The 13181-nt window shown below is 63.5% G+C and carries 14 protein-coding genes; 9 read left to right on the forward strand and 5 right to left on the reverse strand.

The features are described 5' to 3' along the window. The first annotated feature begins 213 nt into the window (after window positions 1-213). The 4 genes from cysS to tilS all read left to right on the forward strand — a co-directional run bounded on the left by cysS (window position 214) and on the right by tilS (window position 4906). Window positions 214-1605: a cysteine--tRNA ligase gene (cysS, locus tag CEJ45_RS06045; RefSeq protein WP_088754274.1), complete on the forward strand. Its 1392-nt coding sequence runs from the start codon at window positions 214-216 to the stop codon at window positions 1603-1605. 1 nt (window position 1606) lies between these two features. Then, window positions 1607-2266, forward strand: coding sequence for a DNA-3-methyladenine glycosylase family protein (locus CEJ45_RS06050; RefSeq protein WP_088754275.1), 660 nt, complete (start codon window positions 1607-1609; stop codon window positions 2264-2266). Window positions 2267-2437: 171 nt separating this feature from the next. Next, the gene (locus CEJ45_RS06055; RefSeq protein ID WP_008327848.1) at window positions 2438-3418 is read left to right on the forward strand and encodes an acetyl-CoA carboxylase carboxyltransferase subunit alpha; all 981 of its coding nucleotides are present in this window, start codon (window positions 2438-2440) and stop codon (window positions 3416-3418) included. Window positions 3419-3496: 78 nt separating this feature from the next. Next, on the forward strand, window positions 3497-4906 hold the full coding sequence (gene tilS / locus CEJ45_RS06060; RefSeq protein ID WP_088754276.1) for a tRNA lysidine(34) synthetase TilS: 1410 nt from the start codon (window positions 3497-3499) through the stop codon (window positions 4904-4906). A gap of 173 nt (window positions 4907-5079) precedes the next feature. On the opposite strand, the gene CEJ45_RS06065 is transcribed toward tilS, so the two are convergent. The 3 genes from CEJ45_RS06065 to CEJ45_RS06075 all read right to left on the reverse strand — a co-directional run bounded on the left by CEJ45_RS06065 (window position 5080) and on the right by CEJ45_RS06075 (window position 6203). Next, entirely contained in the window at window positions 5080-5364 is a 285-nt protein-coding gene (locus CEJ45_RS06065) for a hypothetical protein (RefSeq protein ID WP_088754277.1), read from the reverse strand. 125 nt (window positions 5365-5489) lie between these two features. Beyond that, complete coding sequence (locus CEJ45_RS06070) at window positions 5490-5810, reverse strand: hypothetical protein (RefSeq protein ID WP_088754278.1); 321 nt, start codon at window positions 5808-5810, stop codon at window positions 5490-5492. A 126-nt stretch (window positions 5811-5936) separates the two neighbouring features. Next, window positions 5937-6203, reverse strand: coding sequence for a hypothetical protein (locus CEJ45_RS06075; protein ID WP_088754279.1), 267 nt, complete (start codon window positions 6201-6203; stop codon window positions 5937-5939). Window positions 6204-6492: 289 nt separating this feature from the next. Here CEJ45_RS06075 and CEJ45_RS06080 point away from each other — a divergent pair, with 289 nt between their 5' ends. Continuing rightward, the gene (locus CEJ45_RS06080) at window positions 6493-7152 is read left to right on the forward strand and encodes a LysE family transporter (protein ID WP_034339732.1); all 660 of its coding nucleotides are present in this window, start codon (window positions 6493-6495) and stop codon (window positions 7150-7152) included. 100 nt (window positions 7153-7252) lie between these two features. Here CEJ45_RS06080 and CEJ45_RS06085 read toward each other — a convergent pair whose 3' ends face one another. Continuing rightward, on the reverse strand, window positions 7253-7546 hold the full coding sequence (locus tag CEJ45_RS06085) for a PsiF family protein (protein ID WP_088754280.1): 294 nt from the start codon (window positions 7544-7546) through the stop codon (window positions 7253-7255). Between the two features lie 90 nt (window positions 7547-7636). After that, the gene (locus CEJ45_RS06090) at window positions 7637-8026 is read right to left on the reverse strand and encodes a lysozyme inhibitor LprI family protein (RefSeq protein ID WP_088754281.1); all 390 of its coding nucleotides are present in this window, start codon (window positions 8024-8026) and stop codon (window positions 7637-7639) included. A 218-nt stretch (window positions 8027-8244) separates the two neighbouring features. Here CEJ45_RS06090 and CEJ45_RS06095 point away from each other — a divergent pair, with 218 nt between their 5' ends. The 4 genes from CEJ45_RS06095 to CEJ45_RS06110 all read left to right on the forward strand — a co-directional run bounded on the left by CEJ45_RS06095 (window position 8245) and on the right by CEJ45_RS06110 (window position 13155). Beyond that, window positions 8245-8595, forward strand: a complete 351-nt coding sequence (locus tag CEJ45_RS06095) for a hypothetical protein (RefSeq protein ID WP_088754282.1) — start codon at window positions 8245-8247, stop codon at window positions 8593-8595. A gap of 58 nt (window positions 8596-8653) precedes the next feature. Further along, a complete protein-coding gene (locus tag CEJ45_RS06100) occupies window positions 8654-11152 on the forward strand; it encodes an ABC transporter permease (protein ID WP_088754283.1) in 2499 nt (832 codons plus the stop codon). Window positions 11153-11233: 81 nt separating this feature from the next. Next, a complete protein-coding gene (locus CEJ45_RS06105; RefSeq protein ID WP_013233882.1) occupies window positions 11234-11635 on the forward strand; it encodes a group II truncated hemoglobin in 402 nt (133 codons plus the stop codon). A 32-nt stretch (window positions 11636-11667) separates the two neighbouring features. Beyond that, window positions 11668-13155, forward strand: coding sequence for a DNA recombination protein RmuC (locus tag CEJ45_RS06110; protein WP_241517286.1), 1488 nt, complete (start codon window positions 11668-11670; stop codon window positions 13153-13155). Window positions 13156-13181 lie beyond the last annotated feature (26 nt).

Raw genomic sequence — 13181 nt, forward strand, 5'->3', positions numbered from 1 at the left:
TCGAAGAAATTCGAAGAAAGCTGGCATTTTATATCAAACAAGTAAGACAAAAAGAGGTTTGGCTACCGTGACCCGTTCATGTTGCAACTGCTGCTAGAACAATGAAACCCAGGCAGGGGCCTGCCAGCGCCACGCTTTTACACGGTGCCGGCCCCAGGTAGTGCATGAACCCGTCGCCCACAGCGGCAACGCCAACCCCAGAATTCCCATCCCATGAGCGAGCTCAAGATTTACAACACGCTGGCGCGTGATAAGCAGACCTTTTCCCCGATCGAACCCGGCAAGGTGCGCTTGTACGTGTGCGGCATGACCGTGTATGACTATTGCCATATTGGCCATGCGCGCGTGCTGGTGGTGTTCGACATGGTGCAGCGCTGGCTGCGCGCCTCCGGCTATGCCGTGACCTACGTGCGCAACATCACCGATATTGACGACAAGATCATCCATCGTGCCGCCGAGAACGGCGAGACCATCGCCCAGCTGACCAATCGCTTCATCGATGCCATGAACGAGGATGCCGCCGCCCTGGGCGTGCAGCGTCCCGACCATGAACCGCGTGCGACGAAGTACGTGCCGAAGATGCTGGACCTGATCGGCAAGCTGGAAAAGAACGGCCTGGCCTACAAGGCCAGCGATGGCGACGTCAATTACTCCGTGCGCGATTTCCCCGGCTACGGCAAGCTCTCCGGCAAGTCGCTGGACGACCTGCGCGCCGGCGAACGGGTGGATGTGAACACCGGCAAGCGCTATCCGCTGGACTTCGTGCTCTGGAAAGCCGCCAAGCCCAGCGAGCCGGACGAAGCCAAGTGGGACTCGCCCTGGGGCTGTGGTCGTCCGGGCTGGCACATCGAGTGCTCGGCCATGTCCAGCGACCTGCTGGGCGACCATTTCGACATCCACGGCGGCGGACAGGATCTGCAGTTCCCGCATCATGAAAACGAGATCGCCCAGTCGGAGGGTGCGCACCAGCACACCTTCGTGAACTACTGGATGCACAACGGCTTCGTGCGCATCGACAACGAGAAGATGTCCAAGTCCCTGGGCAACTTCTTCACGATTCGCGACGTGCTCAAGAAGTACGATCCGGAAGTGCTGCGTTTCTTCATCTTGCGCGCGCATTATCGCAGCCCGCTGAACTACTCGGATGCCCATCTGGACGATGCCCGCCAGGCGCTCACCCGCCTGTACACGGCCTTGAAGGATGTGCCGCCGGAAGCGGGCGCGCTGCTGGCCGATGAAGCCCATGCACAAAGGTTCACAGAGGCCTTGAACGATGACTTCAACACGCCGGTGGCGATATCGGTGCTCTTCGAGCTGGCCAATGAAGTCAATCGCGACCGTTCCCCGGCGCAGGCGCGCCAGTTGAAGGCGCTGGCCGGCATCCTCGGCCTGCTGCAGCGCGAGCCGGGCGAGTACCTCAAGGGCGGCGTGGCAGCGGCAGACGGTCTGGGCGAAGCCGAGATCGAAGCCTTGATCGAAGCGCGCAAGGCGGCCAAGGCGGGCAAGAACTTCGCCGAAGCCGACCGCCTGCGTGCCGAGCTGACCGCGGCCGGCATCATTCTGGAAGACAAACCGGGCGGCCTGACCGAATGGCGGAGAGCTTGATTTGAATACCAACCGAAAAGCCAGCGAGGCCGATCCCGGCATGATCGTGCCGGCCTACTGGGAAGAGGCCAAGGCCGAGCTGATGAAGCGCGACCGCATCATGCGCAAGATCATCCCGCAGTTCGGGGATCTGCAACTGACGGTGCGTGGCGACGCCTTCACCACGCTGGCGCGTTCGGTGATCGGCCAGCAGATCTCGACCAAGGCCGCCAATGCGGTCTGGCAGCGCTTCCTGGAAGCCTGTCCGCGTTGTACGCCGGGCCAGGTGATGCGCACCGGTCCGGAAGGGCTGGCGGCCTGCGGCCTGTCCAAGCGCAAGGCCGAATACATCCTCGATCTGGCGGCCCACTTCAAGGCCAAGACGGTACATCCCGACAAATGGGCGGAGATGGAAGACGAAGCCGTCATTGCCGAGATGATCCAGATCCGTGGGATCGGCCGCTGGACAGCCGAGATGTTTTTGATATTTAATCTGCTGCGCCCGAACGTGCTGCCGCTGGATGACCTGGGATTGCTCAAGGGCATCAGCATCAGCTATTTCTCGGGCGAGCCCGTCTCGCGCAGCGATGCGCGGGAAGTCGCCGCGAACTGGGAACCGTGGCGCACCGTGGCGACCTGGTATCTGTGGCGCAGCCTGGACCCGCTGCCCTCCGATTATTGATCCAAGGGGAAGAGGGTGCGTCCGGCGCTGCTGCGCTGGCGCCGTGCTGGTGTATACTCCGCACCTCCCAAGATTTGAAGGCAAACCGATGCATCCGGGGATCATCGAGCCGCAACCCGCACCGGGCCGGCGTCCCTGTCAGATGATCGGACTTGTTGAAAAAGGAACACAATGAGTAAATCGACAACGACTTTTCTGGGCTTCGAGCAGGCCATCGCCGAGCTGGATGCCAAGATCGAAGAGTTGCGTTTTGTACAGGATGACTCGGCCGTCGACATCTCCGAAGAGATCGAGCGCCTGGTCAAGAAGAGCCAGCAGCTGACCAAGGACATCTACGCCAAGCTCACGCCCTGGCAGGTCTCGCAGATTGCGCGCCATCCGCAGCGTCCCTACACCATGGACTACGTGCGCGAGATCTTCACCGATTTCCACGAACTGCATGGCGACCGCACCTTTGCGGACGACCAGTCCATCGTCGGCGGCCTGGCCCGTTTCAACGGCCAGGCTTGCATGGTGATCGGTCACCAGAAGGGGCGCGACACCAAGGAACGCGCCATGCGCAACTTCGGCATGCCCAAGCCGGAAGGCTATCGCAAGGCGATGCGCCTGATGAAAGTGGCCGAAAAGTTCGGTTTGCCGATTTTTACCTTCGTTGACACCCCAGGCGCCTTCCCCGGCATCGATGCCGAAGAGCGCGGCCAGTCCGAAGCCATCGGCCACAACCTGTACGTGATGGCCGAACTGAAGGTGCCGCTGATCGCCACCATCATCGGTGAAGGCGGTTCCGGCGGCGCGCTGGCCATCGCCGTGGGTGACTCGGTGCTGATGCTGCAATATGCGACCTACTCGGTGATCTCGCCGGAAGGCTGCGCTTCCATCCTGTGGAAGACCGCCGACCGCGCCGCCGATGCGGCCGAAGCGCTGGGCCTGACCGCCCATCGCTTGAAGGCCATCGGCCTGATCGACAAGATCGTCAACGAACCGCTGGGCGGCGCCCATCGTGATCCCAAGCAGATGGCCGGTTTGCTCAAGCGCGCGCTGTCGGATTCGCTGCGCCAGTTCCAGGGCATGAAGACCAAGGACCTGCTGGCCGCGCGTCACGAAAAGCTGATGGCCTATGGCAAGTTCAAGGAATTGAATTCGGCCGAATAATTTCCGGTTCGCATTCCTGTCCTCCCAGGCGCCAGCGATAGCTTCGCTGGCGTTTGTCTTTTCTGGCGCCGGTTTCCCATGTCCGAACATCCTTCTTCTCCTTCCTCCGGCAAGATCACCGGCAAGCTGCTGCAGGCACTGCAGGCCACGCTGGCCGCAACCGGTTTCGATCCCGCACAGGACACGCTGGCCGTAGCCTTCAGCGGTGGACTCGATTCCACGGTGCTGCTGGAAGCGGCCGCTCAGTGGCAGCGTGAAAGCGGCGCCCGCGTGGTGGCGCTGCATGTGCATCATGGGCTGTCACCCAATGCGGATGCCTGGCTGGCGCACGCCGAGCAGGTATGTGCGCAGCGCGGCCTCACCTGCGCGCACGAGCGCGTGCAACTGGAACGGGTGGCCGACAGCGGCGTGGAAGAAGCGGCAAGGCTGGCGCGTTATGCCGCGCTGGGACGGCTGTGCCGGGCGCACGGCGCGCGCCTGCTGCTGACCGCACATCACCTCGATGACCAGGCCGAAACGGTGCTGCTGCAACTGCTGCGCGGCAGCGGGCTGGCGGGCATGTCCGGCATGGATCAATGCAATGCCGCGCCCGGTTTGCTGGGCGATGCCGATACGCTGGTCGCACGGCCTTTCCTGGCCATCCCGCGCGCCCAGTTGGAAGAAGGCGCACGCGCCTGGTCGCTCGCCTGGATCGAGGATGAATCCAACAGTGATCCGCGCTATACCCGCAATGCCTTGCGCCATCAGGTAATGCCAGCGCTGGGCCAGGTCTTCCCGGGCTACCAGCAGCGCCTGGCGCGTGCGGCCGGGCATGCGCAGGGCGCGCAGGAACTGCTGCGCGAAGTGGCCGAACAGGATCTGGCCCAATGCCGTGAAGACGATCATCTGCGCATGCCTGCGCTGCGCGCCCTGAGCGAGCAGCGTTTCCTGAACCTGATGCGTCACTGGTTCGCACTGCGCGGCATGCGCATGCCATCGGCCGCGTGGATGCAGGAGATGCGCAGCCAGTTGCTGGAAGCCGATGTGGAGGCGCAGCTGTGCGTCTCCCACCCTGACGGCGAAGTGCATCGCTACCGCGAGCGCGTCTTCCTGGCCCCGCGCCGCAGCCTGCCTGATGAGGGCGCGTCACTGTCGCTGCGCTGGAGCGGGCAGGCGCAGGTCCATGTACCGGTCTTCCACGGCACCCTGCAGTTCGAGCCCGTTTCCGCTGGCGATGCGCGGCCCGGCTTTGATGCCGCGTGGCTGCGTGCGCAATCGCTGCTGGTGTGTGGACGCAGCGGGGGAGAGCGCATCAAGCTGGCGCAGAATCGTCCGGCGCGCAGCCTCAAGCAGCAGTACCAGAGCGCGGATGTACCTGCGTGGGAGCGGCCTTACCTGCCGCTGGTGTGGGCGGGAGAAGACTTGCTGTTCGCGGCGGGCGTGGGCATGGACTGTGCGCACTTTGCGCATGCGGGAGAACGCGTCGCCTTGCGGTGGCAGCAGGATTGATCCGCATCGGGCGTATCGGCCTGGCTCGGTAGCCGAAGCGATGCAAACAATTTAAATGATATAAAAAATATCGCCCCCGGACCTGAAGGTGCGGGGGCGATATCCCTGTCATCCCTGACATGTCCGGGCAGCAGATCGATCCGATGCCCGGGTTGCTGCTCCTTGCGGACGTCTTACTTGGCGGCGGCGTCAGCGGCCGGCTTTTCGGTGCCTGCGGCTTCCTTCTTGGCGGCCTTCTTCTCGGTCTTGCCTTCAGCCTTCTTTTCCGACTTCTTGTGCTTGGCGTGATGTTCCGACTTGGCCTTCGGCGCGGTCTCGGTCTTGGCAGCTTCCGCCTTGGCCGGAGCAGCGGTGGTGGCAGCCGGAGCGGCCGAGGCAGCGGCGGCGCCGGTCTGGGCGAATACCGGCAGGGTCAGGGCCGACAGCAGGGAGGCAACGATGATGGTCTTGGTCTTCATGGTGATGTCCTTTCAACGACGGGTGTCTGGTCAGTGTCAGTAATACGTGTGCACGGTGTGTGCGATGTGTCTGCCAAGTGTTTGCTATCTGTACCGGGCGCTGGCCCGGTACGGTCTGGCCTTGATTACTTGGTCTTGGCGGCCGTGTCGGTGGCGGCTGTCTTGGTGTCGGCAGTGCCGGCTTCCTTCTTCTCAGCCTTGGCTTCCGTCTTGGTGTCAGCCTTTTTCTCCGACTTCTCCGACTTCTCGGACTTCTTGTGCTTGGCGTGATGCGTGGCCTTGGCCTTGGCCTTCGGTGCGGTCTCGGTCTTGGCGGCTTCCGCCTTGGCCGGGGCGGTTGCGGTGGTGGCCGGGGCGGCCGGCGCGGCTGCTGCGCCAGTCTGGGCGAACACCGGCAGGGTCAGGGCCGACAGCAGGGAGGCAACGATGATGGTCTTGGTATTCATGGTGATGTCCTTTCAGAGACAAGTGTCTGTTTGCGTCAGTAGTACGGTGCGTACGGTGTGTGCTGCGTGTCTGCTACGTTACTGCTTTGTATCTGCTATCTGTACCGGGACTGGCCCGGTACGGTCTTACTTGCTCTTGGTCGCTGTATCGGTGGCGGCCTTGGTGTCGGTCTTGGCTTCGCTCTTGGCGCCAGCCTTCTTCTCCGACTTTTCGGACTTCTTGTGCTTGGCGTGATGGGTGGTCTTGGCCTTGGGCGCGGTGTCGGTCTTGCCGGCTTCCGCCTTGGCCGTAGCTGCTGCTGGCGCGGCCGGCGCAGCGCTGCCGGTCTGTGCGAACACCGGCAGGGCCAGTGCGCTCAGCAGGGAAGCGACGATGACGGATTTGGTTTTCATGGCAATTTCCTTTAGAAAGTGGTTGTTACGCTCGGCGCTTGATTTTGCGTAATCGCTTCATCATGTCGTGTCGCCTTGCTTCCTATAACGAGCCGTCGACGTGAAAGACGACGTGAAAGTGTTTCAATTCATCGTGGATTTGTAAGCATTCGTTGCTGCTTTGCTTATAATGGTTGGCACGTTGGTGCAGCGGTGTTTCAGCGCTGCTTGCGGGCTTCTCCGCTGCACCGCGTGCCTTGCCGGTGGTCTTTGCCGTTCCTTCTTTCCTGTTGCCTCATCGAGTTTTCTCATGGCCTATCAAACCTGGTTTGCATTTTTCCTCGCCGCCTGTGTCATCGCCATCTCGCCCGGATCGGGTGCGGTGCTCTCCATGAGCCACGGTCTCAATTACGGCCTGCGCCGTACTACCGCCACCATCCTGGGCCTGGAGATTGCCCTGGTGGTCGTCCTCATCATCGCCGGTGCCGGTGTGGGTTCGCTGCTGGTGGCTTCTGAAACCGCCTTCAACGTGGTCAAGATTGCCGGTGCCCTGTACCTGATCTACCTGGGCTTCTCGCAGTGGCGTGCGCGCGTGCCTTCGGAGCAGGAAGGCGAAGCCCTCGACAACGCCAACGCCGTGGCGCGCGCGCAGCGCGGCCAGCACTGGTGGCAGCGTTGCATGACGGGTTTCCTCACCAATGCCACCAACCCCAAGGGCATCGTCTTCATGGTGGCGGTGCTGCCGCAATTCATCGATCACGAACGCCCGCTGTGGCTGCAGCTGCTGGTGCTGGCCGTGACCATGGTGGCGGTGGACCTGGTGGTCATGCACGGCTACGCCTTTGCGGCCAGCCGCCTGCAACGCTTCTTCCGCAGCCAGAAGGCGATCAAGGCGCAGAACCGTTTCTTCGGCGGTGTGCTGATGCTGGTGGGTGCCGGGCTGTTCTTCTTCAAGCGCACACAGCACTGAACAGTCTCCGGCCCGCCCGCAGACAACAAAAAACCCGCAAGGCAGCTTGCGGGTTTTTTGTTGGGCATCCCCACCGGCCTGGCGGGGAGGTGAAGGGAAATTACTTGTCCTTCTTCAGGCAGGACGACATGAAGGCTTTGCGCTCATCGCCCTTCTTGCCGGCGGCGTCGGCGTTACATTGCTTCATCTTGTCTTGCTGGGTGGCCGGCTTGGGCTGTTCCTTCTTCAGGCAGGAGGACATGAAGGCCTTGCGCTCATCGCCTTTCTTGCCGGCGGCGTCGGCGTTGCATTGCTTCATCTTGTCCTGCTGCGCATTCTGGGCCATGGCGGGGGAACCCAGCAGCAGCGGGGCGGCCAGTGCGAACGAGGTCATGGCGAAGAACATTTTTTTCATGAGAGACTCCCTGGGGCAAGGTGGATTCGTGGGTCTGATCGGTCTGATTCTTCAGACGCGAGCATTACAGCATGAAAGTTAATGTTCTGACTAGCGCACGCAGTTGAGGTCGCCTTCCTGGCAGCCCGCCAGATTCTTCAGTTCGTCCGCACGCTGGCGGGTCTTGTCGGCCAGGCAGGTTTGCAGCGCAAGTGAAGCGGCGGACCCGCCGGCGCTGGCCGAACTCTCAAAGCGGCAGGACAGGTCGCGATACTTCAGCCAGGCCAGCTGCACTTCGCGCAACTGGTTCTGCTGCGCCTTGTTGAGCTTGTCGCGATAGGCCATGTAGGTGGCATTGAGATCGGCATCGTTCTGGGTCAGGGTCTGCGAGGCGCAGGCATTCATTTCGGCCTGGGTGGCAGCCTTGGTGCAATCGGCGGCGAAGGCGCTGCCGGCACACAGTAGCAGGGCGGCCGCCAGCAGGGACAGGGGGGCTTTCATGGGACAGGACTCCGGTTTCTCAGGGGACGAGGCTGCATGCTCCCGGTCGGCAGGGTCATCGTGGCGACTTGCGGAGGGCTTGCAGCTTGTCGGGATAAAATGACATTTTGCCTGTCTTAGAAGAAGACGGAGCAGGCCGGTTCGCCCGTTTCTGCAACGAAATTGCAACAAGCCGTATCTGATTTTCCTTATCCAAATCTTTTTCAGGAGTAGCGCAGATGGGATTGAGCTGGCTGTCCGCCATCAAACTGATTCCCTGGGGCGACGTGGTCCAGGCCACCCCCGGCATCGTCAAGGGCGCGTGTGACCTGTGGTCGCGCACCCGCAAGGCCAAGACCGCAGTCGATGCCGCGCCGCCCGCGCCGGTCACCGGCGACGTCGGCCAGCTGGCCCAGCGCATCGTCCAGCTGGAAGCCGAGCAGCTCGAAGCCAGCCAGTTGATCAACACCCTGGCCGAGCAGAACGCACAACTGGTTGCCACCATGGATGCCATGCGCCGCCGCCTGCGCATGCTGGGGGCCTTCTGCGTGCTGCTGGCGGTGGGCGTGGCGGCGCTGTGGCTGCGCTGAACGTCGCGTTTGGTTTTTCCTGATCCCTGATTCCTGATTTCTTGACGACTGGCCCTGCATGTTCCAACAAGCATTGCGCATGACCCTGCGCGACTGGCGCACCGGTGAACTCCGTTTCCTGCTGATCGCACTGATCGTGGCGGTAGCGGCATTGTCCTCGGTCGGTTTCTTCGTCGACCGCATGCGCGCCGGCATGACGCGCGATGCGCACCAGCTGCTGGGGGCCGACCTCCTGATTGCGGCCGACCAGCCGCTGGCGCCGCAATGGCTGCAACAGGCCGCTACGCAAGGCCTGCAGCAGGCGCAGACCCAGGTCTTTCCCAGCATGGCGCAAGCCGGGCAGGGCGATGCGGCGCGCTCGGTACTGGCCTCCATCAAGGCCGTGACCACCGGCTATCCCTTGCGCGGCCAGTTGCGCCTGCAGGGCGGCGATGGCCGCGACCGGCCCGCCCAGGGCATCCCCCAAGCGGGTACGGTCTGGGTGGATCCGCAGATCCTGTCGCAACTGGGCGTGCAGGTCGGCGACACCCTGCAGCTCGGTGACCTGCCCCTGAAGATCGCCGCCGTCATCGCCATGGAACCGGATCGCGGCAGCGCCTTCGTCAATTTCGCGCCGCGCGTGATGCTCAATGACGGCGACCTGGCCGCCACGCACCTGGTGCAGGTGGGTTCGCGCGTGACCTACCGCCTGTTGATCGCCGGGCCGCCCGAGGCCGTGCAGCGCTACCAGCAGCAGATCGAAGGCCAGATCGAGACTGACAAGCTGCGCGGCGTGCGCCTGGAATCGCTGGAAAACGGCCGTCCGGAAATGCGCGCCACGCTGGACCGTGCCGAGCAATTCCTGTCGCTGGTCGGGCTGCTGTCGGCCATGCTGGCTGCGCTCGCAGTGGCCATGGCAGCGCGCCGCTTCATGCTGCGCCACCTGGATGCCTGCGCCATGCTGCGTTGTTTCGGCATGACCCAGGCGCAGGTGACCACGCTCTACCTGACCGAATTCATTCTGATCGGACTGGCGGCCAGCTTCATCGGCATGCTGGTCGGCTTTGCCGCCCACTTCGCCCTGCTGCAATGGCTGGGCAACTTCCTCCCGACCGCCTTGCCGCCACCGGGCTGGGCGCCCGCGCTGCAGGGCGTGGCCACCGGTTTGCTGCTGCTGGTCGGTTTTGCCTTGCCCCCCATCCTGCAATTGCGCAACGTGCCGCACAACCGCGTGATCCGCCGCGACCAGGGTGCACCGCAGGCGCTCACGGTGGGCACTTATGTGCTGGGCACGCTGGTGTTTTCCGGGCTGCTGCTGTGGCAGGCGGGCGATCTCAAGCTGGGGCTGCTGACCATCGCCGGCTTCCTCGGCGGCTTTGGTCTCTTCGCGCTGGTGGCCTGGCTGTGCCTGCGCGCGCTGCGTTCGCTGCGCGGCATGGTGGATCGCCAGAGCTGGCGCTTTGCCATCGACGGCTTGCAGCGTCGTCCGGCGGCGGCCGTCATGCAGGTGGTGGCGCTGGGCCTGGGGTTGATGGCGCTGCTGTTGCTGACCGTGATCCGCGGCGACCTGGTGGGCGCATGGCAGCAGGCCACGCCGGCCGATGCCCCCAACCGCTTCATCATCAACATCCAGCCGGACCAGCGCGACGCCGTGCAACAGGCGCTGCGCCAGGGCGGGGTGCAGGATGCGGCGCTGTATCCGATGATTCGCGGGCGGCTGGTGCAGATCAATGGCCGTGCGATCTCGGCGGCGGATTATCAGGAAGACCGTGCCAAGCGGCTGGTGGATCGCGAATTCAATCTCTCGACCATGCGTGACATCCCGCCCGGCAATGGCATCGTGGCCGGGCGCTGGTACGACGACCGCCAACCCGAAGCCTCGGTGGAACGCGGACTGGCACAGACCCTGGGCATCAAGCTGGGGGACAAGCTGCAATTCGACATCGCCGGACAACTGGTGGAGGCCCCCGTGACCAGCCTGCGCAAGCTGGAGTGGGGATCGCTGCGGGTGAATTTCTTCGTCATCCTCAACCCGACGCTCATGCGCGATACGCCGCAAAGCTGGATCACGGCGGTACACCTGACGCCACAGCAGGAGGCCTTGGGCAATACGCTGGCGCGCGACTTCCCCAATCTGACCGTTGTGGACATAGGAAGTGTACTGGCACAGATCCAGGAAGTGGTCGGTCAAGTGATTGCAGCTGTAGAGTTCCTGTTCCTGTTCACTTTGTGTTCAGGTGTACTGGTACTGTACGCTGCACTGGCAGGGTCCCAGGATGAACGTGTACGGGAAGCTGGCCTGTTGCGTGCCCTTGGTGCGACCCGCCAGGAGCTCTCCCGCGCCCAGCGCATCGAGGTGCTGCTGGTGGGTTCGCTGGCCGGGCTGCTGGCCGCCAGCGGCGCGGCGGGCATCGGCTGGGCGCTGGCGCATTACGTCTTCAATTTCGAGTGGAGCTTCAGTCCGCTGGTGTGGGTAGCGGGCATGGGACTGGGCGCGGCTTGCTCGGCCCTTGGGGGCTGGGCCGGATTGCGCCACGTGTTGCGCCGTCCGCCGCTGCAGACCTTGCGCGAGGCCTGATCCGATCCAGGTCAAACAAGGCTGGCAATCGCAGCCGGGCGGCCCGACGCGGCAGGCCGGCTGCGGTATCATGGCGGTCTTATGCAAATCGAAGATCCCAACCAACCGACCACGTTCGAACTCATCGGCGGCGCAGAAAAGCTGCGCGAGATGGTCGACCGTTTCTATGACCTGATGGACCTGGAACCGGAGTTCGCCGGCATCCGCGCACTGCATCCGCCTTCGCTGGAGGGCTCGCGCGAGAAGACCTACATGTTCCTCTCCGGCTGGACCGGCGGTCCCAGCCTGTACATGGAAAAATTCGGCCATCCGCGCCTGCGGGCACGCCACCTGCCTTTCCCCATCGGCATCTCCGAGCGCGACCAGTGGCTGCGCTGCATGACCTGGGCCATGCAGGACGTCGGCCTGCCGGAAGACCTGATGAAGCGCCTGCTGGCCGCGCTCTACCAGACGGCCGACTGGATGCGCAACAAGCCCGAGTAACAAGCCCGAGTAACACGCACTGGATGGGTTCCATGTCCCTTTTTGAAATGATCCTCACCGGCCTGGTCGTGGTCGGCGTCGTGCTGCAAGTGCTGATCCTGCTGCGCGGCAGCCAGCGTCAGGAGGACGACACTGCGCTGGTGATCGAAGACGCGCTGCTGCAGGTCAAGCAGGACCTGCAACGCCACCAGCAGGACACCGGCGAGCGCATCGAGCGCGAGCTGCGCAGCCAGGTGCAGGCCAGTGCCCAGAACACGCGCCAGGAACTGGGCGCGAACTTTGCCCACCTGCAGCAGACGCTGGCCACGCAACTGACCAGCGTGGCGGGTTTGCAGAACCAGCAGATCGATGGCTTTGCGCAGCAGCTGGTCAAGCTCAACGAAAGCAACACGCAGCAGCTGGAAAGCATGCGCCAGTCCATCACGCTGCAGGCCCAGGTGAACCGTGAAGAGCAGGCGGTCTCGCTCAAGCGTTTCGGCGATACCTTGCACCAGCAACTCTCGGCGCTGACCGAGTCGAACGCCCAGCGCATGGCCGAGGTACGTGCCACGCTGGAAGCCAGGATCAAGGACCTGCAGAACGACAACGCGCAAAAGCTGGAAGAGATGCGCAAGACCGTGGACGAGAAACTGCATGCCACGCTGGAGCAGCGGCTGGGTGAATCCTTCAAGCTGGTCTCGGACCGGCTGGACAAGGTGCACCAGGGCCTGGGCGAAATGCAGCAGCTGGCCACCGGCGTGGGCGACTTGAAGCGTGTGCTGACCAACGTCAAGACGCGCGGCACCTGGGGCGAAGTGCAGCTGGAAATCCTGCTGGAGCAGATGTTGACTCCGGACCAGTACGCCAAGAACGTTGAAACCGTCCCGGCCAGCGGCGAGCGGGTGGAGTTCGCCATCCGCCTGCCGGGTGCCAAGGAAGACGCCGGCCAAGTCTGGATGCCCATCGACGCCAAATTCCCCAAGGAACAGTACGAACGCCTGGTCGATGCCGCCGAGCGCGCCGATGCCGAGGGCGTGGCCACGGCCGGCCGCGAGCTGGAGCGGGCCGTGCGCGGCGAGGCCAAGACGATTGCCGAGAAATACCTGTCGCCGCCGTTGACGACCGACTTCGCCATCCTCTTCCTGCCCACCGAGGGGCTGTATGCGGAAGTGATGCGCCGACCAGGTCTGTCGGATGAATTGCAGCGCACCTGCCGGGTCACCATTGCGGGCCCGTCGACCTTGTCGGCGCTGCTCAACAGCTTGCAGATGGGCTTCCGCACGCTGGCACTGGAAAAGCGTTCGTCGGAGGTGTGGCAGGTGCTGGGCGCGGTCAAGACCGAGTTCGGCAAGTTTGGCGAAGTGCTGGCGGCCACCAAGACGGCGCTGGAGCGCGCGGCCAAGAACATCGACCAGGCCGAGACCCGCACCCGCCAGATGACGCGCAAGCTCAAGTCGGTGGAGGCGCTGCCGGTGGAAAATGCGCAGAAGCTGCTGGGTACCGGGGAGCTGGATCTGGGTGAGGATGCCGAGGGCGTCTGATTGGCCTTTTTGGCCTTTTCCTTCAC

The organism is Herbaspirillum aquaticum (assembly GCF_002213425.1).
Taxonomy (GTDB): domain Bacteria; phylum Pseudomonadota; class Gammaproteobacteria; order Burkholderiales; family Burkholderiaceae_D; genus Herbaspirillum; species Herbaspirillum aquaticum.

Bases quoted from the DNA above. Each gene is read 5' to 3' on its own strand.
- CEJ45_RS06085 (WP_088754280.1), bottom strand. From the start codon at position 7,546: ATGAAAAAAATGTTCTTCGCCATGACCTCGTTCGCACTGGCCGCCCCG.
- cysS (WP_088754274.1), top strand. From the start codon at position 214: ATGAGCGAGCTCAAGATTTACAACACGCTGGCGCGTGATAAGCAGACC.
- tilS (WP_088754276.1), top strand. From the start codon at position 3,497: ATGTCCGAACATCCTTCTTCTCCTTCCTCCGGCAAGATCACCGGCAAG.
- CEJ45_RS06100 (WP_088754283.1), top strand. From the start codon at position 8,654: ATGTTCCAACAAGCATTGCGCATGACCCTGCGCGACTGGCGCACCGGT.
- CEJ45_RS06105 (WP_013233882.1), top strand. From the start codon at position 11,234: ATGCAAATCGAAGATCCCAACCAACCGACCACGTTCGAACTCATCGGC.
- CEJ45_RS06075 (WP_088754279.1), bottom strand. From the start codon at position 6,203: ATGAAAACCAAATCCGTCATCGTCGCTTCCCTGCTGAGCGCACTGGCC.
- CEJ45_RS06095 (WP_088754282.1), top strand. From the start codon at position 8,245: ATGGGATTGAGCTGGCTGTCCGCCATCAAACTGATTCCCTGGGGCGAC.
- CEJ45_RS06090 (WP_088754281.1), bottom strand. From the start codon at position 8,026: ATGAAAGCCCCCCTGTCCCTGCTGGCGGCCGCCCTGCTACTGTGTGCC.
- CEJ45_RS06110 (WP_241517286.1), top strand. From the start codon at position 11,668: ATGTCCCTTTTTGAAATGATCCTCACCGGCCTGGTCGTGGTCGGCGTC.
- CEJ45_RS06065 (WP_088754277.1), bottom strand. From the start codon at position 5,364: ATGAAGACCAAGACCATCATCGTTGCCTCCCTGCTGTCGGCCCTGACC.
- CEJ45_RS06055 (WP_008327848.1), top strand. From the start codon at position 2,438: ATGAGTAAATCGACAACGACTTTTCTGGGCTTCGAGCAGGCCATCGCC.
- CEJ45_RS06080 (WP_034339732.1), top strand. From the start codon at position 6,493: ATGGCCTATCAAACCTGGTTTGCATTTTTCCTCGCCGCCTGTGTCATC.
- CEJ45_RS06070 (WP_088754278.1), bottom strand. From the start codon at position 5,810: ATGAATACCAAGACCATCATCGTTGCCTCCCTGCTGTCGGCCCTGACC.